The organism is Achromobacter spanius (genome assembly GCF_002812705.1).
Classification (GTDB): Bacteria; Pseudomonadota; Gammaproteobacteria; order Burkholderiales; family Burkholderiaceae_B; genus Achromobacter; species Achromobacter spanius.
This window is the reverse complement of the sequence record NZ_CP025030.1, coordinates 5081302-5103644: the sequence shown is the minus strand read 5'-3', so window position 1 is coordinate 5103644 and position 22343 is coordinate 5081302. Positions and strand designations below refer to the sequence as shown.

Genomic DNA, 22343 nt, shown 5'->3' with positions numbered 1-22343 from the left:
ATGTCGCGTGCGCCGCCTGCGTTGTTGGGCCGGCGCAAACCAAGAGGACGATAGGAATGACGTTTCACGCCGCGCGACGCGCCTTCTTGCAAGCCCTGGCCACCGTGGCCGGCGGCGCTGTGTTTTCGTTGGTGGCCGTGTCCGGCGTTCAGGCGGGCTCGTCGCCTGCAACGGCCGATCAATCCGCCGCCTCCAGCCAGCCCGTGCGTGCCGAGCCGGTGCCTCCTGGCGTCGATATCGATGACGCCGTGCACGCGCTGATGCAGGAGTACGACGTGGCCGGCCTGGCGATTGCCGTCACGCGCGACGGCCACCATGAATTCCGGAACTATGGCGTGGCCTCGCTGCAAACGCACACGCCCGTCAGCCGCGACACGCTGTTCGAGCTAGGCTCCATCAGCAAGACCTTTACCGTCACCTTGGCGACCTATGCCCAAGCGCTGGGCAAGCTGTCGCTGACCGATAGCCCGGCGCGCTTCGTGCCGGCCTTGCAAGGCACGGCATTCGGCAAGCTGAACCTGATCCACCTGGGTACGCACACGGGCGGAGGCTTTCCCTTGCAAGTGCCGGACGCGGTGACGAACGACGCCCAGCTGATGGCCTACCTGGCCGCGTGGACGCCGCGCTACGCGCCGGGCACGTACCGCACCTACGCCAACCCCAGCATCGGCATGCTGGGCGTGGTGGCGGCCAAGAGCCTGGGTGAGCCTTATGCGCAAGCCATGGAGAAGACGCTGTTGCCCATGCTGGGCTTGGCCAACACGTATATCCACGTGCCGGCCGCCAGGATGGGCGACTACGCGCAGGGCTACAACAAGCAGAACGCGCCGGTGCGCGTGAACCCGGGCGTGCTGGCCGACGAAGCCTACGGCGTGAAGACCAGCGCCAGCGACCTGATCCGTTTTGTGGACGCGAACATGGGCGTCGCGTCTGCCCCGCGCGAATTCAGCGCCAAGGCCGCGCGGGAAGCGAAGATTGCCAAGCGCGTCATTGGTGACGCCGTGATGGCCAAGGCGCTGGCGGATACGCACGTGGGTTACTACGACGTGGGCCCGATGACGCAGGACCTGGCGTGGGAACAACTGGCGTACCCCGTGACGCTGGAAGCGCTGCTGGCCGCCAACGCCGGCACCTTGAACAGCCGGAGCTACCCCGCCAAGGCCTTGACCCCGCCGCAGGCGCCGCGCGCCGATGTGTGGATCAACAAGACCGGTTCCACCAACGGCTTCGGCGCCTACGTGGCGTTCGTGCCGGCCAGGAAGGTCGGCGTGGTGATCCTGGCCAATCGGAATATTCCGAACGAAGCCCGCGTGCGCCTGGCGTATCGCATTCTTGAGGCGGACGCGCACTAAGGGGGCGGCTGGCGCGCACCACCCGCGCGCGGCAATAGCCCCATCATTTCCAGCCGCTTGCACAACTGCCCCAGGCGTTCCATCTTGTAGGCATCCACGTCCACGCCCGCATAGTCGTAAAAACCTTTGCCATCGCGCAGGCCGTTGCGGCCTTGTTCCATGTTGCGGGCGATGACGTCCGGCGACGCGAAGCGCGGGCCGATCTCGCCTTCAAGGTAGCGCGAGGCGTAGTACAGGATGTCGCCGCCGCCCCAGTCGATGAATTCCAGCAAGCCCAGCACCGAAAAGCGCAAACCGAACCCCAGGCGCACGGCGGTGTCGATGTCTTCGGCGCTGGCCACGCCTTCCTCGACCATGCGGGCGGCTTCGTTCATCGCCAGTGCCTGGATGCGCGGCACGATGTAGCCCGCCGAGGGCGCGCACTGCACGGGCACCTTGCCGGCCTGACGCAGCACGTCCAGCAAGGCTTGCAAGGCGGCATCATTCGTACGCGGCCCACGGCTGACCTCAACCAGCGGAATCAGATACGCCGGATTGAGCCAGTGCGCGTTCAGAAAGCGCTCTGGGTATTGCACCAGTTCCGCCAGCTCGGTCACCAGAAACGTGGAAGTGGTTGATGCGATGATGGCGTCCTTCCCGCAGACTTGCCCCAGCCAGGCGAAGGCGTCGCGCTTGGCGTCCAGGCGTTCGGGCACGGCTTCGAAGACGACGCGCGCGGCTTGCACGTCGGCGGTGGCGTCATCGCGCCCGCACAGGCGCACGCGCTGCATGGCGGTGTCGGCTTGTGCGGCGTCCAGCAGGCCCAGCCGGCTCAAGGTGCCCAGTTCGCGCCGCAGGTTGGCCCGCACGCGCGCGTGGTGCTCGGCTTGCTCGGCGGCCATTCTTGGCTTGATGTCGATAAGCGTCACCTCGCGGCCGGCATGCACGTACGACAAGGTGATGCCTTCGCCCATGCGGCCGGCGCCGATCACGCAGATTCTGTCTTCCATGGTCAGCACCCCTGTTCCAGCAGTTCCGCCATGCCGGCGCGCGACAAGCGGTCCAGCCCCAGGCGTTCCAGCGTGCGGCCTTCGGCGTAGAGATCACGGCCGGTAATGGCGCTGGCGATGTTCAGCAGCCCCTGCGCCACCGGCGTCGGCACGCCCGCCCAGCGGCCGGTGGATACCAGGAATGACAGGCCCAGCCGCGTGTCTTCCAGCATGTAGCGGTGCGTGTGCAGGTCGATGGTTTCGCGCCAGTCGCCGCTGTCGGTCAGCTTGCCGTGCGCGCCGCGGCCGTACATCCATTCGTCGCCTTCGCTGGCGTAGTGATCGGCCAGCGGAAAGTGCGGCGCGGCGTAGCCCAGCGCCTCGCGGATGGCCACGCGTTCGGCGTCCAGCGCGTCGGTCACGCGGCGGATGGACGGCTGCGTGCCTTCGTTGTGGATGTCCCACTTGTCGAAATGCTCCAAGGGGCCGGCATTCATCAGGATAAGCGGCGGGTGGATGATGGGGCCGGCGTTCATCAATGCGCCGGCCAGCCCGTCTTCAATGGGCTCGATGCTGGGGTAGGCCTGGCCCAGCAGCGCCAGCGCATTGTCGGCCAGGCGGCTTGGGAACACGCCGGTGGGCAGGCGCGTGGCGTAGCCGCTGATCACCACCGTGTTGCCGTGCTTGCGCGCCAGATAGGGCAGCGTGCCGGTTTCCGCGTAGGCGACGCGGGCGGGGTTGCCGGCGTCTTTCTGCGCGCGCGCGAAGATGTAGCTGCCGAAGGTTCCGGGTGGCAGGAACACCACCTGGTCGTCTTGCAGCAGCGGCGCCAAGGCGGGGGCAAGCGCGTCGTGGGTGGTGCAGGGCAGGGGAATGACCAGCACTTGCGCGTCGGCCACCGCTTCTGGCAAGGCGTCGGCCAGGGCAATGTGGCCCGGGCCGGTGCCCAAGGGAACGTGGCGCGTGCCGCGATAGTCGGTGACCGTCAGCGCGCCGGCGTCGCGCAAGCCCTGGAAGGCGGCGCCGTCGCGGCGCCACCAGCGCACCTCGTGTCCGTTTTCGGCAAGTTCGGCGGCTGCCGCGTAGCAGCCGTGTCCGCCGCCTATGACGCTGATTCGCATGATCAAGCTCCTTCGATGAAGGCTTGATCCTAGCGGTGGCGCGGGGCGCGGGCTGCGCCAAACGCGCAAGCGCCGTTCAGATCCGGCAAGGGATTGCATCGCGCGCGACCTCGTAGGATGGGTGAAGCGCGAGAATCCTTAAAAAAGAACAATGCTGCGCAACGCGCGCAACCCATCAAGCAACGGTGGAATTCTTAACGCCATCAGCCACAGCACCACCCCCGCGCGATGGGTTGCGCGATCTCCATTCCATTTCTTCTGGATAGCGCCTCGCGCTTCACCCATCCTACGATTTTGGCGCAGGGTGTCTGATGGCAGGCAGCGATGAGTTACGCGCGAATGCTGCGCATCGCGCGTAACCCCGTAGGATGGGTGAAGCGCGAGAATCCTTAAAAAAGAACAATGCTGCGCAACGCGCGCAACCCATCAAACAGCGGTGGAGTTCTTAACGTCACCAGCCACAACGCCACCTCTGCCCGATGGGTTACGCGCGATCTCCATTCTATTTTTTCTGGATAGCGCCTCGCGCTTCACCCATCCTACGATTTTGGCGCAGGGTGTCTGATGGCAGGCAGCCGTAGCGCTTGCGGTAGTGCGTGGCGAAATGGCCGAAGCTGGTTACGCCGTGGCGCAGCAGGATGTCGGTCACGCTGTCGCCCGCGCGGGCCTGTTCCAGCGCGGCGTGCACCAGCGTCAGGCGCTGGTTGCGCACGTAGTCGCTGGGGCTTTGCTTGAGAAACTGCGTGAAGCCGTTTTGCAGCGTACGCACGGACACGCCACAATGCGCCGCCAGGTCAGCCAATGAGATCGCCTCATCGACATGGGTCTCGATGTAGTCGCGTGCGCGGCGCACATGCTGCGGCAAGGGCTGGCGATGGTCGGCGCGCAGCGCGTCGGAATAGTTGTGCGGCAACTGCGTCAGCAGCAAGGCCAGCAGGTAGTCGGAAAAGCCCGCCGCCAGCGTCTGCGTGACGCCATCGATGGCGGGGTGCTGGTACAGCCGGCAAAGATAGTCCAGCGTTTCGCGCACGGCGGCCAGGCCGGGGGAATCGGGGCCGACCGCCAGGTCGAAGACCAGCGCGTGCTTGATGGGCCGGTCCAGCAGGCGTTGCAACTGATGTTCAAGCGCCTGGCGTTCCACACGCAGGATCAGGTTGCGGCAGTCGCGGCCGATGCTGATGATGCTGGGCTCGGACGGCGATGAAATCGTCAGGCTGCCCGCTTGCATGGCCGCGCTGCGCTTGCCCAGCGTGACCAGGCCCGAGCCTTGCAGCGTGATGCGGATCAGGTAGTAGCTGGCGATGTCGCCCGCGTCGATCTCGACTTCGGCGCCGTAGTGCAGATCGAACAGCGCGGCGTTGCCGAAGAACACGCCGTAAAGCCGCGACTGCAAGGGTTTTCCCTGGGCGACGCACATGCGGTGCGACCACAAGTGTTGGCTGACCTGATCCTTGACCTCGGCGGCGTTGCCCGAGTTCAGCAAGCAATGGCGGTTCAGCGGATAGGTGTCGTTGAACATGCTTTCCTGCGCGGTGGGAACAGTCGTTGCGCGCGGCGTATAGAGTCAGGCGGCGCAAAGACCTACAAACGATGGACAAAACAAGGACAAGACAAGGGAAAAAAATGACTGACGCCACGTTGCCGCCACTGGCCAAAAGACGCTACGCCTACGAGTGGTACGTCGTGGTGATATGCATGCTAGCGTACATATTTTCCTTCGTCGACCGGCAGATCCTGGCGCTGATGATCGAACCGATCAAGCACGATCTGCAACTGTCAGACACGCAGTTCAGCCTGCTGCACGGTCTGGCGTTTTCCTTGTTCTATGCCGTCATGGGCATTCCCATCGCCTTGCTGGCCGACCGCTATTCGCGCCCGAAGATCATCGCGATCGGCGTGGCGTTCTGGAGCCTGGCGACGGCTGCCTGTGGCCTGTCGCGCAACTTTGCGCACATGTTCCTGGCGCGCATCGGCGTGGGCGTGGGCGAGGCCGCCTTGTCGCCCGCCACCTATTCCATGCTTAGCGACATGTTCCCGCGCGACAAGCTCGGCCGCGCGGTGGGCGTCTATTCGATAGGGTCGTTCATTGGCGGCGGCATGGCCTTCCTGATCGGCGGCTACGTCATCAATCTGCTGAAAAGCGTGGACAGCGTGGTCGTGCCCTGGGTGGGCGCGATGCGGCCCTGGCAGGTTACGTTTTTTATCGTGGGGCTACCCGGCTTGCTGGTGGCGCTGCTGATTCTGTTGACCGTGCGCGACCCGCAGCGCCTGGGCCTGCGCCGCGCCGCCGACGGCCAGGCGCAAAAGCCCAGCATCCGCGACACGTTCGAGTTTCTGGGGCGGCACCGGCGCACCTTCTTCTGCCACTACCTGGGCTTTTCTTTCTACGCCATGGTGCTGTTCGCGCTGCTGAGCTGGACGCCCGCGTTCTACATGCGCCGCTTCGGCATGTCGCCCGTGGACACCGGCTACATGCTGGGCGTGGTGGTGCTGGTGGCCAACACGGCCGGCGTCTTCTGCGGCGGCTGGTTGATGGATGGGCTGGCCAAGCGGGGCTATCGCGATGCGCCGTTGCGCGCGGGCGTGATCGGCGCGGTGGGCATGGCGCTGCCGGCGGTGGCGTTCACGCAGGTGGACAGCTTGTGGCTGTCGGTGGGGCTGCTGCTGCCCGCCATGTTCTTTGCCTCGTTTCCGATGCCGACGTCCACCGCCGCCATGCAGATCCTGCCGCCCAACCAGATTCGCGCACAGGTCTCCGCGCTGTTCCTGCTGATTTCCAACCTGATCGGCTTGGGGCTCGGCACCACGGCGGTGGCCTTGCTGACCGACCGGTTGTTCGGCACCCCCGGCGCGGTGGGGCAGTCGCTGTCGCTGCTGATTGCGGGGGCGACCGTGCTGTGCGTGCTGCTGCTGGCGGCGGGCTGCGCCAGCTACCGGCAGAGCCTCACGCGCGAACACGGCCAGGGCAACGTCTTGTAAATGGGGCTTGGCAGGGCGCTGGTACACAGCGCAGAATCGGGCGAATCCTAACCAGAACCCGTGCCGCGAGCTTGCGCGGCCGCCATGTCAACAGGAGTCCCCATGAGCCTTGCCCCCGTTACCGAAACGCTGGCCGACCTGCGCGTGGATGGCGCGCGCCTATGGCAGTCATTGATGGATCTGGCGCAGATCGGCGGTACCGAAAAAGGCGGCGTGTGCCGCCTGGCCTTGACCGACCTGGATCGCCAGGGGCGCGACCTGTTCGTGCGTTGGGTACAAGAGGCCGGCTGTGACGTCCGCGTGGACGCCATCGGCAATATCTTCGCGCGCCGCCCGGGCCGCAACAACGACTTGCCCGCCGTCATGACGGGCAGCCACATCGACACCCAGCCCACGGGCGGCAAGTTCGACGGCAACTACGGCGTGCTGGCCGGGCTGGAAGTGCTACGCACGCTGAATGACCATGGCGTGCAGACCGAGGCGCCGATGGAACTGGCCGTGTGGACCAATGAAGAGGGCTCGCGCTTTGTGCCGGTGATGATGGGCTCGGGCGTGTATGCCGGGGCCTTTACCTTGCAGCATGCGCTGGCGCAGCAGGACCGCGAGGGCGTGAGCGTCAGCCAGGCCCTGGAGGCCATCGGCTATGCGGGCCAGGTTGCCGTTCCGCCAGCGCGGCAGGACGGCGTCCCTGCCTATGACGTAGGCGCCTACTTCGAGGCGCACATCGAGCAAGGCCCCGTGCTGGAAGCCGCCGACACGGTCATCGGCGTGGTGACCGCCGCCTTGGGTCAACGCTGGTACGACGTGGCGCTGACGGGCGTCGAGGCGCATGCCGGCCCCACACCTATGCCGCTGCGCCGCGATGCCTTGCTGGCGGCGTCCGAGCTGGTGCTGGCGGTGAACCAGATTGCCCTGGCGCACGCGCCGGATGCGCGTGCAACGGTGGGCTGGATGGATGTGTTTCCCAATTCACGCAATGTGATTCCCGGGCGGGTGCGCCTGACCGTGGACCTGCGCGCGGCGGACGACGCCACGCTCTCGGCCATGGACGCGGCCTTGCGCGCGGCGGTGGATGCGGCGGCCAACAGCCGAGGCGTCACGGCGCAGATCGAGCAGGTGGTGTACTTTGCGCCGCAGCCGTTCACGCCCGCCTTGGTGCAGTCGGTGCGCGAGGGCGCGCGCGAGCTGTCCTTGTCGGCGATGAACGTGGTCAGCGGCGCGGGGCATGATGCGGTCTATGTTGCCCGTGTGGCGCCCGCGGCCATGATCTTCGTGCCGTGCAAGGACGGCATCAGCCACAACGAAATCGAAGACGCGCGCCCGGATCATCTGGAGGCAGGATGCAACGTCCTGCTGCGCGCCATGCTGGCGCAAGCGGGCGTCGCCAACTGATGCGTTGATGCGTTGATGCGCTAATGCGCCGACGCGCTGATGCGCGTACGTGTGCATGCTGCACCAAGGCGGCGCACGGGGCGCGCACGTCGCGCCGCCTTGGTGCCTGCCGCCCATCTGGCTTCTAGCTCCCCGCATCTTCCCCACGCCGCCGGCACCCGCTGGTATTCCCTTTGCTTTGATCTTCCACGCGCGCACGGATGCGTTCGCACGGCGGGAGCGCTGGGCACCACGCGCCACGCCGCACCCAGCATCGCCATACGCGGCTTGGGACTATCCCTGACTCTGCCTTCCACCTCCAAAAATGGCACGGATATTGCTTATACAAAATCTGTGTACTAACCCTGTTCACGCGCGCCGCACCCTCGCGGGGAAGGCCTTTTGCAAGACATTGGAGAACCACATGCAGACACGGAGTTTCCGCCTCAAGTCCTATGCCGCCGCGCTTGCGTTGACGGCGGCCGGCGTTGCAGTGATTGCCCCTGGCGCGGCCCATGCCGAAAAGGTGTTGCGCATCGGCATGACCGCCGGCGACATCCCCCGCACGCTGGGCCAGCCCGACCAAGGCTTTGAGGGAAACCGCTTCACCGGCATTCCGATGTACGACGGCCTGACGCAATGGGACCTGTCCAAGAAGGACGGGCCCAGCGTGTTGATTCCCGACCTTGCCGTGTCGTGGGACGTGGATGCGGCGGACAAGACCAAGTGGGTGTTCAAGCTGCGTCCGGGCGTGAAGTTCCATGATGGGTCCGACTTCAACGCGGACGCCGTGGTCTGGAACGTGGGCAAGGTCTTGGACAAGAGCGCGCCGCAGTTCGACGCCAGCCAGGTTGGCGTGACGGCCTCGCGCATGCCGACCCTCAAGTCCGCGAAAAAGATCGACGACCTGACGGTGGAATTGACGACGTCCGAGCCGGATTCCTTCCTGCCCATCAACCTGACCAATCTGTACATGGCGTCGCCCGCGCAGTGGAAGAAGAAGCTGGCCGAGGTGCCGGCGTCCGTCACCGATGCGGCCGAGCGTTCGCAAAAGGCCTGGGCGGCTTTCGCCGCCGATGCCTCGGGCACGGGCCCCTTCAAGATGGCCAAGTTCGTGCCGCGTGAACGGTTGGAAGTGGTGAAGTACGACCAGTACTGGGACGAAAAGCGCCGCCCGAAGATCGACCGCGTGGTGATGCTGCCGCTGCCCGAAGCCAACTCGCGCACGGCCGCGTTGATGTCCGGCCAGGTGGATTGGATTGAAGCGCCGGCGCCGGACGCTTTCGACGCCATCAAGAGCCGTGGCTTCATCATCTATTCCAATGAACAGCCGCACGTGTGGCCGTGGCAGTTGTCGTTCAAGGAAGGCTCGCCGTGGCTGGATGCGCGCGTTCGCAAAGCGGCCAACCTGTGTGTGAACCGGGGCGAGCTCAAGCAGCTGCTGGGCGGCATGATGGCCGAACCCAAGGGCACGGTGCCCCCAGGCCATCCGTGGTGGGGCAACCCCAAGTTCGACATCAAGTACGACCCGGACGCCGCGCGCAAGCTGATGACCGAAGCGGGTTATTCGCAGGCCAAGCCGATCAAGGTGAAGGTGCAGACGTCGGCATCGGGTTCCGGCCAGATGCAGCCCCTGCCCATGAACGAGTTCGTGCAGCAGAACCTGAAAGACTGCTACTTCGACGTGAGCTTTGACGTGGTGGAGTGGAACACCTTGTTCACCAACTGGCGCAAGGGCGCCAAGGACCCGTCCGCCAACGGCAGCGACGCCATCAACGTCAGCTTCGCGGCCATGGACCCGTTCTTTGCCATCGTGCGCTTTGTCAGCACCAAGACCTTTCCGCCGGCTTCCAACAACTGGGGCTACTTCGGCAACGCCGAAATCGACGGTTTGATCAAGGATGCGCGCACCACCTTCACCCCCGCCGAACGCGACGCCGCCTTGGCCAAGCTGCATGCGCGCGTGGTCGAAGAAGCGCCGTTCGTCTGGATTGCGCATGACGTCGGCCCGCGCGCGATCTCGCCGAAGGTCAAGGGCGTGGTGCAGCCCAAGAGCTGGTTCATCGATATCGCCACCATGTCGATGGATTGATCCTGAACGCGCTGGATGCCGCCCGCCGACTTGTGCGCGCGGCGTCCAGCGCCCTAGCCGGTGACGCCTATGCTGTCTTACATCCTGCGGCGCATCGTGTACGCCTTGCCCATCATGGTGGGGGTCGCGCTGCTCTGTTTCCTGTTGATCCATTTGGCGCCTGGCGATCCGCTGGTGTCCATTCTTCCTCCCGATGCGTCGGCCGACCTGCAACGGCAACTGATGCAGCTCTACGGCTTTGACCGCCCCTTGATCGAGCAATTCGCCGGCTGGCTCTGGCGTGCGCTGCATGGTGACCTGGGCACGTCCATCGCCACCGGCCGCCCCGTTTCCGCCGAGGTCTTCAAGGCGGTGGGCAATACCTTGCGGCTGGCCTGTCTGGCCACGCTGCTGGGTTTTATCGTCGGCGCCTTCCTGGGCTTTGTCGGCGGCTACTTCCGCAATTCGCCGATGGATCGCGTGGCGTCCTTCGTGTCGGTCATCGGCGTCAGCGTGCCGCATTACTGGCTGGGCATGGTGCTGGTCATCATCTTCTCGACGCAACTGATGTGGCTGCCGCCCACGGGCGCGGGGCCGGGCGGGTCGGGCGAATGGGTGCCGGACTGGGCGCATTTCCGCCACATGATCCTGCCCGCCGTGACGATGTCGGTGATACCGATGGGCATCATCGCGCGCACGGTGCGCGCGCTGGTGGCCGAAACGCTGTCGCAGGAATTCGTGGTGGGCCTGCGCGCGCGCGGCCTGACCGACCTGGGCGTGTTCCTGCACGTCGTCAAGAATTGCGCGCCCACCGCCTTGGCGGTAATGGGCCTGCAACTGGGCTATCTGCTGGGCGGCTCCATCCTGATCGAAACGGTTTTCTCGTGGCCGGGCACGGGCTTCCTGCTCAACGCCGCCATCTTCCAGCGCGACCTGCCGCTCTTGCAGGGCACGATCCTGGTGCTGGCCTTGTTCTTCGTGGTCTTGAACCTGGCCGTCGACATCCTGCAAGGCCTGTTCGACCCTCGCATCGAAAGGAGCTGACATGACCGATTCCGTTGCCAGCCTGGCCGCCACAGCGGTCGTGGCGCCCGTGGCGAGATCGCCGGGCTATTGGTCGAACGTGCTGCGCCGCTTGCGCCGCGACCCCGTGGCGCTGGCCGCCGGCGGCGTCATCCTGGCGCTGATCATCATCGCCATCCTGGCGCCGTGGATCACGCCGGCGGACCCGTTCCATGCGTCCATGCTCAAGCGCCTGCGGCCCATCGGCACCGAGGGCTATCCGCTGGGCGCCGACGAGCTGGGCCGTGACATGCTGTCGCGGCTGATGCTGGGGGCGCGCCTGTCGCTGTTCATGGGCATCGTGCCGGTGATAGCCGCCTTCGTGGTGGGCAGCGCCATCGGCATCCTGGCGGGCTACGCGGGCGGCTGGACCAGCACGCTGATCATGCGCGTGGTGGACGTGTTCTATGCGTTTCCGTCGGTGCTTCTGGCCATTGCGCTGTCGGGCACCTTGGGCGCGGGCATCTTCAACGCCATTCTTTCACTGACCATCGTCTTCATTCCGCAGATTGTGCGTGTGGCCGAGAGCGTCACCACGCAGGTGCGGCGTAGCGACTACGTGGACGCGGCGCGGGCCTCGGGCGCATCGCCCTTGACCATCGTGCGCGCGCATGTGCTTTCCAACGTGCTGGGCCCCATCTTCGTGTATTCCACCAGCCTGATCTCGGTGTCCATGATCCTGGCCTCCGGCCTGTCGTTCCTGGGGCTGGGCGTGCGCCCGCCCGAGCCGGAATGGGGCTTGATGCTGAACACCTTGCGTACCGCCATCTACACCCAGCCCTGGGTCGCGGCGCTGCCGGGCGTGATGATCTTCATCACGTCGATGTCCTTCAACCTGCTGTCCGACGGACTGCGCTCGGCCATGGAGGTCAAGGAATGAATGCGGTCATCGACGCAGTGCGCGTGGCGCACGAAGACGTGGGCGGCCCCGCTCAGCCCTTGTTGAGCGTGCGCGGCCTGATCAAGCACTTTCCGCTCAAGCGCGATCCGCTCTCGCGCGGCCGGGGCGGAAACTCGGTGCGCGCGGTGGACGGCGTGGACTTCGACGTGAAGAAGGGCGAGACGCTGGGCGTGGTGGGCGAATCCGGTTGTGGCAAGTCCACCACCGCGCGGCTGGTCATGCAGCTGATCAAACAGGACCAGGGCGAACTGGTGTTCGACGGCATGGCGGTGGGCTCGCGCGCGCTGGCGCTGCGCGAATTCCGTCGCCAGACACAGATGGTGTTCCAGGACAGCTATTCGTCGCTGAACCCGCGCATGACCATCGAAGACTCCGTGGCCTTCGGCCCGCTGGTGCACGGCAGCCCCAAGCGCGATGCCATCGCGGTGGCGCGCGGGCTGCTGGGCCGCGTGGGCCTGGATGCGCAGCGCTTTGCGGGCCGTTACCCGCACGAATTGTCGGGCGGCCAGCGCCAGCGCGTGAACATCGCGCGCGCGCTGGCCCTGCACCCCCGTCTGGTGATTCTGGACGAAGCGGTGTCCGCGCTGGACAAGTCGGTTGAAGCGCAGGTGCTGAACCTGCTGCTGGATCTGAAGGACGACTTCGGGCTGACCTATATGTTCATCAGCCACGACTTGAACGTGGTGCGCTACATCTCGGACCGCGTCATGGTGATGTATCTGGGCGAAGTCGTGGAGCTGGGGCCGGTGGATCAGGTGTTCGACGCGCCGCGCCATCCCTACACGCAAGCGCTGCTGCGTTCCATGCCGTCGATGGAGCCCGGACAGCGCACGGAATCGGCGCCCTTGTCGGGCGACCCACCCAACCCGATCGACCCGCCTTCGGGGTGCCGCTTCCACACCCGCTGCGCGTTTGCGCGCGCCGCCTGTGCGGCCGAGGCGCCGGCCATGACGCAGCAGGGCGACCATGCCGTGCGTTGCCTGATCCATCAACCCGATTCCGGCTATGCCGCTTCCGGAGCGCTGACATGACCGCGACTACATCCCCCTTGGTCCGCATCCGCAATCTGGAAGTAGCCTTTCAGGCGGGCGCCAAGACCGTGCATGCCTTGAATGGCGTGAACCTGGAAGTGGCGCGCGGAGAAGCGGTGGCGCTGATCGGCGAATCGGGCTCGGGCAAGAGCGTGACCCTGCGCGCGCTGATGCGGCTGCACCCGCCGCGCCGCACGCGCATCAGCGGCGAAATGACGGTTGATGGCCGCGACGTGCTGGCGATGAACGCCCGCGAGCTTGCCGCCATGCGCGGCCCGGTGGTGTCGATGGTGTTCCAGGAGCCGCTGCTGGCGCTGGACCCGGTCTACACCGTGGGCCGGCAGATTGAAGAAATGGTGCGCCGGCACACCGGCAAGAGCGCCGCCGAGGCGCGTGCCCGTGCGTTGTCGCTGTTCGAGCGCGTGCGCATTCCCAGCCCCGAGCGGCGCCTGCAAGCGTATCCGCATGAAATGTCCGGCGGCATGCGCCAGCGCGCCATGATTGCGCTGGCTTTGTCCTGCAACCCCAAGGTGCTGCTGGCGGACGAACCCACCACCGCCCTGGACGCCACCGTGCAGATCCAGATTCTGCTGTTGCTGCGCGAGCTGCAACGCGAGTTGGGGCTGTCCATCGTGTTTGTGACGCATGACATCGGCGCGGCCGCGGAAATTGCCGACCGGGTGGCGGTGATGTACGGCGGGCGCATCGTGGAGCAGGGCAGCGTGGCGGACCTGTTGCGCGCGCCGCGTCATCCCTACACGCTGGCCTTGCTGAAGGGCCGCGCGCATGGCGCCATGCAAAAGGGCCAACGGCTGGAGACTATTCCCGGATCGCCGCCCGACCTGGCTGCCTTGCCGCCCGGATGCGCGTTCGCGCCGCGTTGCGGTTTTGCCGAGCCGCGCTGCCAGGCGGCGGTGCCGGACATCGTGCCCGTGGCGGCGGGACACGAGGTGAGGTGTATCCGGGTGATTTAACTGTTTCAACGCATCACGGCCCAGGGGGAATCGTCGGCCAGTCATTCGCCAGCGGTTTCTTTCTGGTCGATAATGCCCGCTTTACGCCAAAAGCTGGACCCCTCATGCCCTGCGTTACCCGTCGTCTGCCTGTGTCCCTGTTTGTCTGCCTGACGGCGATCCTGGCGGGATGTACCTCCCCCAAACCGGCCTACGAACGCGAAGACTTCACGCAGAACGACGTGTTCTCGCGCACCTTTCCCACCGCCAGCACCACGGCCTGCGATGCGGGCCGCCGCGCCTTGCTCAGCCAGGGCTACAACATCGATCGCTTCGACCCGGCGCGGGTGTCCGGCCACAAGAACTTCCAGGGTGAAGACGGCTTGCACACGCAGATCAATTTCAATATCGACTGCGCCTCGGACGGCAGCGCCAACCAGCGCGCCACGGTGTTCGCCAATGCGGTGCAAGACCGTTATTCCATCAAGCGCACCAGCAGCTCGGCCAGCGTGGGCGTCAGCGTGCTAGGGCAGGTGTCGATGCCGTTTGGTTCCAGCGACGATTCGCTGGTGAAGACGGCCAGCCAGACGGTGTCGCGGCCAAAGTTCTACGAAGGGTTTTTCCAGCTCTTGCAGCGTTTCCTGCCCGATGCCGAGGCCGCCGCGGCGCCCCATGTTTCGCCCAAGCTTGCGCCCCAGGTTGTGCCGCAGGTTGTGCCCCATTCGGCTGCGCCCAGCCCTGCCGGAGCCGCTCAGCCCGTACCGCCCACGCCGCCGGCGGCGTCCAAGCCCGCCGAGCCGCCTGCCGACCCCGTGGTGTCGCCCGACGCACCGGCCGACACGCTGAACCCGGCCACGGCGAACGGCCCCCCGGGCCCGCCCGCCATCAACGAAAAAGCCGAACCGACACCCGAAGCAGGCGGCGACAAGCCCGCGCCATGACCTACCAACTCTTGAAGATGGCCCACGTGGCGGCCGTGGTTACGTGGATGGTCGGCTCGCTGTTTGTCTCGTTGTTCCTGTTGTCCTCGCAACCGCAGGACAGCGACGAAGCGCCGAAAGAACGCAAGATGCTGGGCGCGCTGCGGCGCTGGACGCTGTGGGTCACCACGCCGGCCATGGTGGTGTCTTGGCTGATCGGCCTGCACCTGGCCATGACGTTCGGCTGGTTCGCCATGAACTGGATCTGGGTCAAGGTGGGCTGCGCGCTGGCGCTGTCGGCCTTGTTGGGCATGCAAAGCGCGTCGTTGCGCCGGATGGTCAACGGCTCGCTCAAGCGCCCGCCGCTGGTGGACCTTTATGCGCCATTCACCGTGATCGCGTGCGCGGTCATCGTGACGCTGGTGGTGGTCAAGCCGTTTTGACGGCGCGGCGCCGGGCGGCACCGCAGACGCTTAAGGAAGTACCCGCTTAAGGCAGTACCGCGAACAGGTTCGCCAACTGCTGCTTGCCTAACTGTTCCTGTTCAAGCGCCATCTTGTTGATCTGCACCATGTGCTGGTGAAACCGCTTCAAGTCGCCGTCGCGTTCAAACATCAGCTCGTCATGGTCGGCGTACCAATACTGGCGGTTGTCATCCAGCAGTGAAATCATCTGGCCGAACTCGTGCAGGATGCGCGTTTCCAGCAGCCAGACTTTGCCCAGGCTGTCGCTGCGGCGCGCCAGGGTCGAGGTCAGGGTGCTCATCATCTTCTGCTTTTCGGGTTCGCGGATGGCCAACGATCGGATCAGCTCCGGCATGTCTTGCAGCACCCGGATGCTTTGGTCGCGATACTTCGGCACCAGGCGCTCGGCCTGCTCAAGAATCATCCGGCTTTCCACCAGGCCCGTGTCCAGCGCCAGCCGGTGCGCATCCAGCAGCCGGGGCATGCCGATGTCTTTCAGTTCGGTCAGATAGGCCTTGTGCTGCGCTACCCGTTCACTGGCCACGGTCTTCACGGCCCGTTCCAGTTCGCCATAAAAACCCGTGGCCTTGGGCGTGGGGTCGATGGACGGCAGCGTCTCCGGCTCGCCCTCGGCGCCCGCCACCATCTGGCTGAGCGTGTCGGCGACTTTGCGGATTTCAGCGGTGGCGACCTTTTCCTGTGCACGTTCGCCCAGGTGGTCCCAACCCTGGGTGGCCGCGATGGCTACCAGCACGATCACGCCTGCACTTAACGCGACGCGCCCGCCACGGTGCGCGCGTAAGCGCTTCCATGGCGAGAGCGTGTTTTCCTGGGAGTTCATGGCGCACCGAAAAATGGGGTCATTGGGCTTGACTGTAGTCAGCGGGTTTGACGACGTCAATGAAGGCGAATAAAGGATTCAACGTCAGCAAGTGCCGTGCCAGGCACCCGCATGCCGCGCTATTCCCCGGCGGCATCGCGGCGCCAGGCCGCCCATTCGCCTTCACCTTTGAAATGGCGCAGCCCGCCGCGCGCGGTGGCCAGCCCGGCGTGCAGCACGCCGATGTCCAGCCCAGGCAGGTTGCGCAGCAGCGCGGGCGGCAAGTGGTCGGCGTCCAGCAGCCGTTCATCAATGAACACCCGCATCATGTCGCCGTCTTCGCAGCGCACCCACAGGTACCACAGGCTTTCCATGTAGTCGCCATACCAGGGGTCGGGATAGAGCGCGCGCTGGAACGAAAAGCCGAACTCGTGCACGTCCGCCCAAGGCCAGAACGCTTGCAAGCCCATCGCGCGCGCCAGCTCGCAGTGCCGGGTGAATCCGGCCTCGTCGAAGCTCACGGTTTGCCGGAAAGGATCTTCAGGCGGGGGCGGGCCGGACAGAAAGCGCTTGATGCGTGACCACATGAGAAGCAGGGAGCGATGAGGATTCGGTAGTGTAGCGGCGCCTGGCGTTGTAAAAAATGTTACAACCTTTGATTCTCGTCAATTCCACGCCGCATGCAAGCAGGTAGGGTTGCGCCTTGCCCTGACGGGCCGCTCGCCCTGGGCTGGCCGGCGGGCAGACGACAAGCGCAGCAAGGACAGGATCGATGACAGACAAGACACCGCAAGCCACCCCGGACAACGTTGCCGCCGCGCCGCGCAAGCGCCGCAGTGCGTCGCCAAGCGTCGCCAAACGCAGCGCCGCGACCCGCAGCGCCGCGGCCACGGGCCCGTCCGCTGACAAGGCCGACAAGGCACGGGTGGCGCGAGGCAAGCACGCAGTGACCCCGGCAGTGACCGAGTCAGCGAATCAGGCAGCAACCCAGGCAGCAGGGCTGCAGGCGGCTCAGGTGGCGGCTCGGGAAGACGCCGCGCGGCAGGAAACGGTGTCGGTGCTGGCGGACATTGCCCGCCGCTATACCGTAGGCCCGGAAGCGCAAGCCCACGAGGCGCTGCGTTCCGTCATCGAAGAACTGTCGGCCGACGACGCGCGCGCCGTGCATCGCGCGCTGTTGGAGGCCAACACGCAGGCGCCCGCCACGCGGCGCAACCCCGACGAAGAGCTGGCGATGGACTGGCGCGAAGGCATCTACCCCTATCGCCACCGCATGCTGCGCCGCAATTACGAAAAGCAGAAGTACCAGTTGCAGGTGGAGTTGCTGAAGCTGCAAGCCTGGGTCAAGGCCACCGGGCAGCGCGTGGTGATTCTGTTTGAAGGGCGCGATGCGGCGGGCAAGGGCGGGACCATCAAGCGCATGATGGAACACTTGAATCCGCGTGGCGCGCGCGTGGTGGCGCTGGAAAAGCCGTCGGATACCGAGAAGGGCCAGTGGTACTTCCAGCGCTATGTGCAGCATCTGCCGACCGCCGGCGAGATCGTGATGTTCGATCGGTCCTGGTACAACCGCGCTGGGGTTGAGCGCGTGATGGGCTTTTGCTCGCAACAGGAATATCAGGACTTCCTGCGCCAGGTGCCGGACTTTGAACGCCACCTGGTATCCAGCGGCATCCACCTGGTGAAGTTCTGGTTTTCGGTCAGCCGCGAAGAGCAGCGTCGCCGCTTCTTGCAGCGCAAGGTGCATCCGCTCAAGCAATGGAAGCTGAGCCCGGTGGACCTGGCGTCCTTGGACAAGTGGGACGATTACACACGCGCCAAAGAAGCGATGTTCGCGCATACGGATACCGCGGATGCGCCGTGGATTGTGGTGAAGTCGGATTGCAAGAAGCGCGCGCGCCTGAACGCGATGCGCTATGTGCTGAACCGCCTGCCCTACGAGGGCAAGAGCGGTGAACCCGGCCTGGCGCTGGACCCGCTGATTGTGGGCCGCGCGCTGTAAGGGGGCAGCCGCCCCGCGCCAGCGGGGCAAGCGCTTTACGCCCGCAAAATCAGCCGCCCAGCGCGTGCAGGTTCAGCACATGGCTGTGCCCGATCCACACCGCGCAATCGCGGTGGTCGCGCAGCGAATCGCCCGTGTTCGGATGCATGAACACGTCCAGCTCACCGTGGTTCAGGGTGAGCCAGGTGGCGATGTCGGCGAAGTGCTCGGGCGCGAACGCAATCTGGTAGCTCCAAAGCGGATGCGGACCGACGGGGCGCTCATGAAAGCGCCCCATTTCCATCTTGCCGTCCCACTGCGCAAGCACGCGTTCGCGCAACGCCAACGCGGCATCGCGGCTGGCCGCGCCGAAGTACACATGCGCGTGCCAACTGGCCACGCTGCTTATTGGCAAATCATTCATGAGTGTCTCGTCAGGTTCAGCCGCCCGCGCGCTTGGCGCGATGGCCGCTGCTTGTCAGCGCGTTGATGATGCGTTCGCAGTGGTCGCCTTGCACCTCGATCACGCCATCCTTGGTGGTGCCACCCGAGCCGCATGCGGTGCGCAGTTGCTTGCCCAGGGCGGCAAGCGCCACCGGGTCCAGTGCCAGCCCGCGCACGACCGTCACGCTTTTGCCGCCACGCCCCTTGGTTTCGCGCGATACGCGCGCCACGCCGTCACCGGAGGGCGTGGCGCGGGCGGCGGCTTTGCATAGGCATTGCGCAAGCGCCTGGCGGCACGTCGGACACATGCGGCCGGTTTCGGTGGAATAGACCAGGCCGCCGCTTGAGCTGCGTTTCATGATGCTTACTTACCCCGCATCATGTCGATCAGCCGGCGGTCGCGTTTGGTGGGGCGGCCGGTTTCAATGCCCAACGCGGGTTCCGGCGCCAGGCGCCGCATTTCCGCCGCGCGTTCACGCGCGGCAATGCTGTCGGGCGTTTCTTCGTACAACAGGCGCGCAACCGGCGCGGGGCCACGCACGCCGCTCACCGCAACGACCCGCACGTGTAGCGCGGGGTCTTCCTTGCGGATGGTGACGCGGTCGCCGGCCGAGACCTCGCGCGACGGTTTGGCGGCCTGGTCGTTGACAAAGACGCGGCCCTTGCCGATCTCTTGCACGGCAAGGCTGCGCGTCTTGTAAAAGCGCGCGGCCCAGAGCCATTTGTCGAGTCGAATTTTGTCCATCTTGCTGCTCTCTGCGATGTACGGTAGCCAAGCCGCAATGATAGCGCCGCGCGCGCATCCGAAAAAAAAGCGCCCCGTAAGACGCATCCAAAAAAAAACGGCGCCCGTGAGGACGCCGCAAGTCCGGCGGCTTTTAGCAGACCGGGCCCTGTCAGCAAACCGCGCTGAGTAGACCCGGCAGGTCTGTTGAATCAGTCTGTTCGTCCGGTCTCTTAGTCCGCACCCTTCGTCAGGTCCGTTAGTCCAGTTTCAGATTGGCTTCCTTGACGACGCGCTGCCATTTGGCAATTTCAGCGCGGCGGAAGGTGTCGAGTTCGGCCGGGGTCGAGCCGATGGGTTCCGCGCCGATACCGGCCAACTGCGCGGCGATGGCGGGGTCCTTCAACACCTTGGCCAGCGCTTGCGATACCTGGTCCACGATGGCGGGCGGCGTGCCGGCCGGTGCGAACACGGCATTCCATTCATAGGTTTCGTAGCCCGGCACGCCGGACTCGGCGATGGTGGGCAGATCGGGGGCGGCCTTGGAACGCTCTGAACCGCCAACCGCCACCGCGCGCAGCTTGCCGTTCTTCACGTGCTGCCACGACGAACCCATGCTGGCGAACATGACGGGCACCTGGCCCGACATGACGTCGATCATGGCTGGGCCGCCGCCCTTATAGGCCACGTGTTGCAGATGCGTCTTGGCAAGCAGGTTGAACAACTCACCGGCCAGGTGCTGCGCCGAGCCGGGGCCGGCCGATGCGTAGTACACCGGTTCCTTGGCGTCGGCCTGACCCAGCCGGATCAGGTCTGCCACCGATTTCACTTCATACGACGGTGTCACGACCAGCACATTGGGCACGCGCAGCAGCAAGGAAACGGGCGCGAAGGCGGTCAGCGTGTCGAACTGCATCTTGGAATGCAGCGCGGGATTCTGCGCGTGGTTGGAGGCGTCCAGCATCAAGGTGTAGCCGTCGGGCTGCGCCTTGGCCACGACCGCGCCGCCGATCATGCCGCCCGCGCCGCCCCGGTTTTCAATCACCACGGGTTGGCCCAGTTCGGCGGCCAGCTTCGGGCCGATCAGGCGGGCAACGACATCCACGGTGCCGCCGGGCGGGTACGTCACCACCAGCGTGACCGGGCGTTCGGGATAGGCCGCCGATGCGGCGCCCGCAGCGCCCGCCAGCAGGCCTGCCGCCATCAGCACGCTGCCACGGTGGGCCAGTCGTTTGAAGAATGCGTTCATGGTTTGTCTCCTTGGAATTGGAATAATTGCAACGGCGTATCCGCAAGCACGCCACGCCGTTGCGTTGGGTCGTCGATCCAGGCGTCCAGCCATTGCGTTGCCGCGGGGTAGGACGCCACGTCGCGATGTTCGGTGTGCGGCCAGTCACTGCCCCACATCAGGCGTTCGGCCGTGTAGGCCTGAAGCAAAAGCTGAGTGGCCTGGCGGCCGGATGTGGCGCATTCAGTGCCCACCCAGTTGCGGTAGGGCGCGGAGAGCTTCACCCACACCTGGCCGCTGTCGGCGTGTTGCAGCAGGTAGGCAAAGCCGGGGTCGGACACACCCAGCGCCGGATCGGGGCGGCCGAAGTGGTCGACCACCACGCGGCAAGCCGCCGCCAGCAGCGCGGGCAAGACCTCATGCAAACGCGCGGCCTGCAAATGGACTTCTACATGCCAGCCCAGCGCATTGACACGGGCCAACAAGGCCTGCCAAGGGGCGGTGTGCAAGGCGGGGGAGGGCAGGCCGATCAGATTCAAGCGGATGCCCACCACGCCGGCGTCGGCCAGCGCGTGTAGCTGCGCGTCCGTGATGTCCGGCGACACCACCGCCACCCCGCGCAAACGCGCCGGCGCCGCACGCAGCGCTTGCACCATGTGGCTGTTGTCGGTGCCCAGAAAGCTGGGTTGCACCAGCACGCCATGGCTCAAGCCGTGCGCGTCCAGCAGGGCCAGGTAGTCGGCCAGGGTGGCGTCGTAGTCCGGCGTATGGCGGCGCGTGCCGGCCAGCGCCAGGCCTTGCCGGAATACGTGTGCATGGGTGTCGACGGCGGCGCCGATCGAAAGCGGGGGCAAATCAGTCTCCTGTCCGTGGCGCGGGCATTGCGGCGCGCTCTTCTATAGGCCGGATTCTAGGGAGTCGAGGTATAGTTTTCTATTGGTTAAGTGTGCGTTTTATATATCGGATCAATATGGAAACCCGGCACCTGCGGTATTTCCTGGCGGTGGTGGACCACGGCAGCGTGAGCCGTGCGTCTGAATGGCTGGGCATTGCGCAACCCGCTCTGAGCCAGGCGCTAAGCCGCATGGAAAAAGATCTGGGCGTGCGCCTCTTTGAGCGGTCGCGGCTGGGGGCCGCGCCCACGCCCGCCGCGCTGGCCATTCTGGAAGACGTGCGCATCAGCGTGGCCCGCATCGACGCGGCAGCGCACCGCGCGCGCGAGATCGGGCGCGGCAGCGCAGGGCAGTTGACGGTGGGCCTGGTGTCGTCGGCGCTGTTCGACACCTTGCCGCGCGCGCTGCGCGAAATGCGGCGGCAAGCGCCCGGCGTGCGCGTGATCTTGCGCGAAATGAGCAATGCCGAGCAGGCAGACGCGCTGCAAACGGGCGAGATCGACATCGGCCTGATGCACACGCCGGTGGCGGTGGGCGGGCGCATGCGCGAACGGCAACTGTTGCGCGACCGCCTGGTGGCCGCCGTGCCGGACGAGTTCGACGTGGCTGACGACGGCACGGTATCCATGGCGCAGATCGCGCAAGCCGGGCTGGTGATGTATCCGCAGGCGCAACTGCCGGCGTTCTATGCGGGCATTCTGGACGCCATGCGCAAGGGCGGCCACGACGCGCAAGTCGCGCAAGAGGCCAATCGCACGTTGACGGTGCTGTCTTGCGTGGCGGGTGGATGCGGCGTGGCCTTGCTGCCCAGTTGGATCCGCACGATGAACTTTGGCGGCGTGCGCTTTTGCGAAGTACGCGATGGCCAGGCACTGCCCAGCTTCGACCTGAGCGCCATCTGGCCCGCGCGCTCGGTGCCTGGCTTGGCCGATGTGTTCGCCAATCTGGACCTGGGCACGCGCTGACGCTGCCCATGCTTTCATTCCGCCTTCAGCTACCCAGCCAGAACGCTTAAGCGACGCTTAAGACCGCATTTTTCGTGGAACCCCGAACAAAGGCT

22 protein-coding genes are annotated in these 22343 nt (G+C 65.7%); 12 read left to right on the top strand and 10 right to left on the bottom strand.

The genetic code is table 11. The features are described 5' to 3' along the window. The first annotated feature begins 56 nt into the window (after window positions 1–56). Window positions 57–1352, top strand: a complete 1296-nt coding sequence (ampC, locus tag CVS48_RS23025; RefSeq protein WP_100856461.1) for a class C beta-lactamase — start codon at window positions 57–59, stop codon at window positions 1350–1352. Here ampC and CVS48_RS23020 read toward each other — a convergent pair. The 3 genes from CVS48_RS23020 to CVS48_RS23010 form a co-directional block, all read right to left on the bottom strand. After that, a complete protein-coding gene (locus CVS48_RS23020) occupies window positions 1349–2341 on the bottom strand; it encodes a 3-hydroxybutyryl-CoA dehydrogenase (protein WP_100857818.1) in 993 nt (330 codons plus the stop codon). The genes ampC and CVS48_RS23020 overlap by 4 nt on opposite strands. Window positions 2342–2343: 2 nt before the next feature. Beyond that, window positions 2344–3441 carry an NAD/NADP-dependent octopine/nopaline dehydrogenase family protein gene (locus tag CVS48_RS23015; RefSeq protein WP_100856460.1) on the bottom strand — a complete coding sequence of 366 codons (1098 nt, stop codon included), beginning with the start codon at window positions 3439–3441 and terminating at the stop codon, window positions 2344–2346. Window positions 3442–3943: 502 nt separating this feature from the next. Continuing rightward, window positions 3944–4960, bottom strand: coding sequence for an AraC-like ligand-binding domain-containing protein (locus CVS48_RS23010; protein ID WP_100856459.1), 1017 nt, complete (start codon window positions 4958–4960; stop codon window positions 3944–3946). A 104-nt stretch (window positions 4961–5064) separates the two neighbouring features. On the opposite strand from CVS48_RS23010, the gene CVS48_RS23005 reads away from it, so the two are divergent. The 9 genes from CVS48_RS23005 (at window position 5065) to CVS48_RS22965 (ending at window position 15172) form a co-directional block, all read left to right on the top strand. Then, a complete protein-coding gene (locus CVS48_RS23005) occupies window positions 5065–6420 on the top strand; it encodes a spinster family MFS transporter (protein WP_100856458.1) in 1356 nt (451 codons plus the stop codon). A 102-nt stretch (window positions 6421–6522) separates the two neighbouring features. Next, a complete protein-coding gene (locus CVS48_RS23000) occupies window positions 6523–7812 on the top strand; it encodes a Zn-dependent hydrolase (RefSeq protein ID WP_100856457.1) in 1290 nt (429 codons plus the stop codon). A gap of 403 nt (window positions 7813–8215) precedes the next feature. Further along, window positions 8216–9883, top strand: a complete 1668-nt coding sequence (locus CVS48_RS22995) for an ABC transporter substrate-binding protein (RefSeq protein WP_100856456.1) — start codon at window positions 8216–8218, stop codon at window positions 9881–9883. 69 nt (window positions 9884–9952) lie between these two features. Then, a complete protein-coding gene (locus tag CVS48_RS22990) occupies window positions 9953–10906 on the top strand; it encodes an ABC transporter permease (RefSeq protein WP_100856455.1) in 954 nt (317 codons plus the stop codon). Between the two features lies 1 nt (window position 10907). After that, complete coding sequence (locus CVS48_RS22985; RefSeq protein WP_100856454.1) at window positions 10908–11804, top strand: ABC transporter permease; 897 nt, start codon at window positions 10908–10910, stop codon at window positions 11802–11804. After that, on the top strand, window positions 11801–12856 hold the full coding sequence (locus CVS48_RS22980) for an ABC transporter ATP-binding protein (RefSeq protein WP_172616224.1): 1056 nt from the start codon (window positions 11801–11803) through the stop codon (window positions 12854–12856). Before CVS48_RS22985 ends, CVS48_RS22980 begins: the two co-directional genes overlap by 4 nt. Then, complete coding sequence (locus CVS48_RS22975) at window positions 12853–13830, top strand: ABC transporter ATP-binding protein (RefSeq protein WP_100856453.1); 978 nt, start codon at window positions 12853–12855, stop codon at window positions 13828–13830. Before CVS48_RS22980 ends, CVS48_RS22975 begins: the two co-directional genes overlap by 4 nt. 104 nt (window positions 13831–13934) lie before the next feature. Beyond that, a complete protein-coding gene (locus tag CVS48_RS22970; RefSeq protein ID WP_242001185.1) occupies window positions 13935–14750 on the top strand; it encodes a DUF2242 domain-containing protein in 816 nt (271 codons plus the stop codon). Beyond that, window positions 14747–15172, top strand: a complete 426-nt coding sequence (locus tag CVS48_RS22965) for a CopD family protein (RefSeq protein ID WP_100856452.1) — start codon at window positions 14747–14749, stop codon at window positions 15170–15172. The genes CVS48_RS22970 and CVS48_RS22965 overlap by 4 nt, the downstream gene beginning before the upstream one ends. 46 nt (window positions 15173–15218) lie before the next feature. Here the strand turns inward: CVS48_RS22965 and CVS48_RS22960 are convergent, their stop codons facing one another. Then, entirely contained in the window at window positions 15219–16034 is an 816-nt protein-coding gene (locus CVS48_RS22960; RefSeq protein ID WP_100856451.1) for a hypothetical protein, read from the bottom strand. Window positions 16035–16153: 119 nt separating this feature from the next. Next, window positions 16154–16600, bottom strand: coding sequence for a hypothetical protein (locus CVS48_RS22955; RefSeq protein ID WP_100856450.1), 447 nt, complete (start codon window positions 16598–16600; stop codon window positions 16154–16156). Between the two features lie 185 nt (window positions 16601–16785). Here CVS48_RS22955 and ppk2 point away from each other — a divergent pair, with 185 nt between their 5' ends. After that, window positions 16786–18015 carry a polyphosphate kinase 2 gene (gene ppk2 / locus CVS48_RS22950; RefSeq protein ID WP_100856449.1) on the top strand — a complete coding sequence of 410 codons (1230 nt, stop codon included), beginning with the start codon at window positions 16786–16788 and terminating at the stop codon, window positions 18013–18015. A gap of 49 nt (window positions 18016–18064) precedes the next feature. Here ppk2 and CVS48_RS22945 read toward each other — a convergent pair whose 3' ends face one another. The 5 genes from CVS48_RS22945 to CVS48_RS22925 all read right to left on the bottom strand — a co-directional run bounded on the left by CVS48_RS22945 (window position 18065) and on the right by CVS48_RS22925 (window position 21244). Beyond that, window positions 18065–18418 (bottom strand): DOPA 4,5-dioxygenase family protein, encoded by a 354-nt coding sequence (locus tag CVS48_RS22945; protein ID WP_100856448.1) that lies wholly within the window; start codon window positions 18416–18418, stop codon window positions 18065–18067. Between the two features lie 16 nt (window positions 18419–18434). Then, window positions 18435–18797, bottom strand: a complete 363-nt coding sequence (locus CVS48_RS22940; RefSeq protein ID WP_100856447.1) for a translation initiation factor Sui1 — start codon at window positions 18795–18797, stop codon at window positions 18435–18437. Between the two features lie 5 nt (window positions 18798–18802). After that, a complete protein-coding gene (locus CVS48_RS22935) occupies window positions 18803–19183 on the bottom strand; it encodes an RNA-binding S4 domain-containing protein (protein ID WP_100856446.1) in 381 nt (126 codons plus the stop codon). Window positions 19184–19421: 238 nt separating this feature from the next. Next, a complete protein-coding gene (locus CVS48_RS22930; protein ID WP_100856445.1) occupies window positions 19422–20411 on the bottom strand; it encodes a tripartite tricarboxylate transporter substrate binding protein in 990 nt (329 codons plus the stop codon). Continuing rightward, window positions 20408–21244 (bottom strand): amidohydrolase family protein, encoded by an 837-nt coding sequence (locus tag CVS48_RS22925; RefSeq protein WP_100856444.1) that lies wholly within the window; start codon window positions 21242–21244, stop codon window positions 20408–20410. Before CVS48_RS22925 ends, CVS48_RS22930 begins: the two co-directional genes overlap by 4 nt. A 116-nt stretch (window positions 21245–21360) precedes the next feature. On the opposite strand from CVS48_RS22925, the gene CVS48_RS22920 reads away from it, so the two are divergent. Further along, window positions 21361–22248, top strand: a complete 888-nt coding sequence (locus CVS48_RS22920; protein ID WP_100856443.1) for a LysR family transcriptional regulator — start codon at window positions 21361–21363, stop codon at window positions 22246–22248. The last annotated feature ends 95 nt before the right edge of the window (window positions 22249–22343 follow it).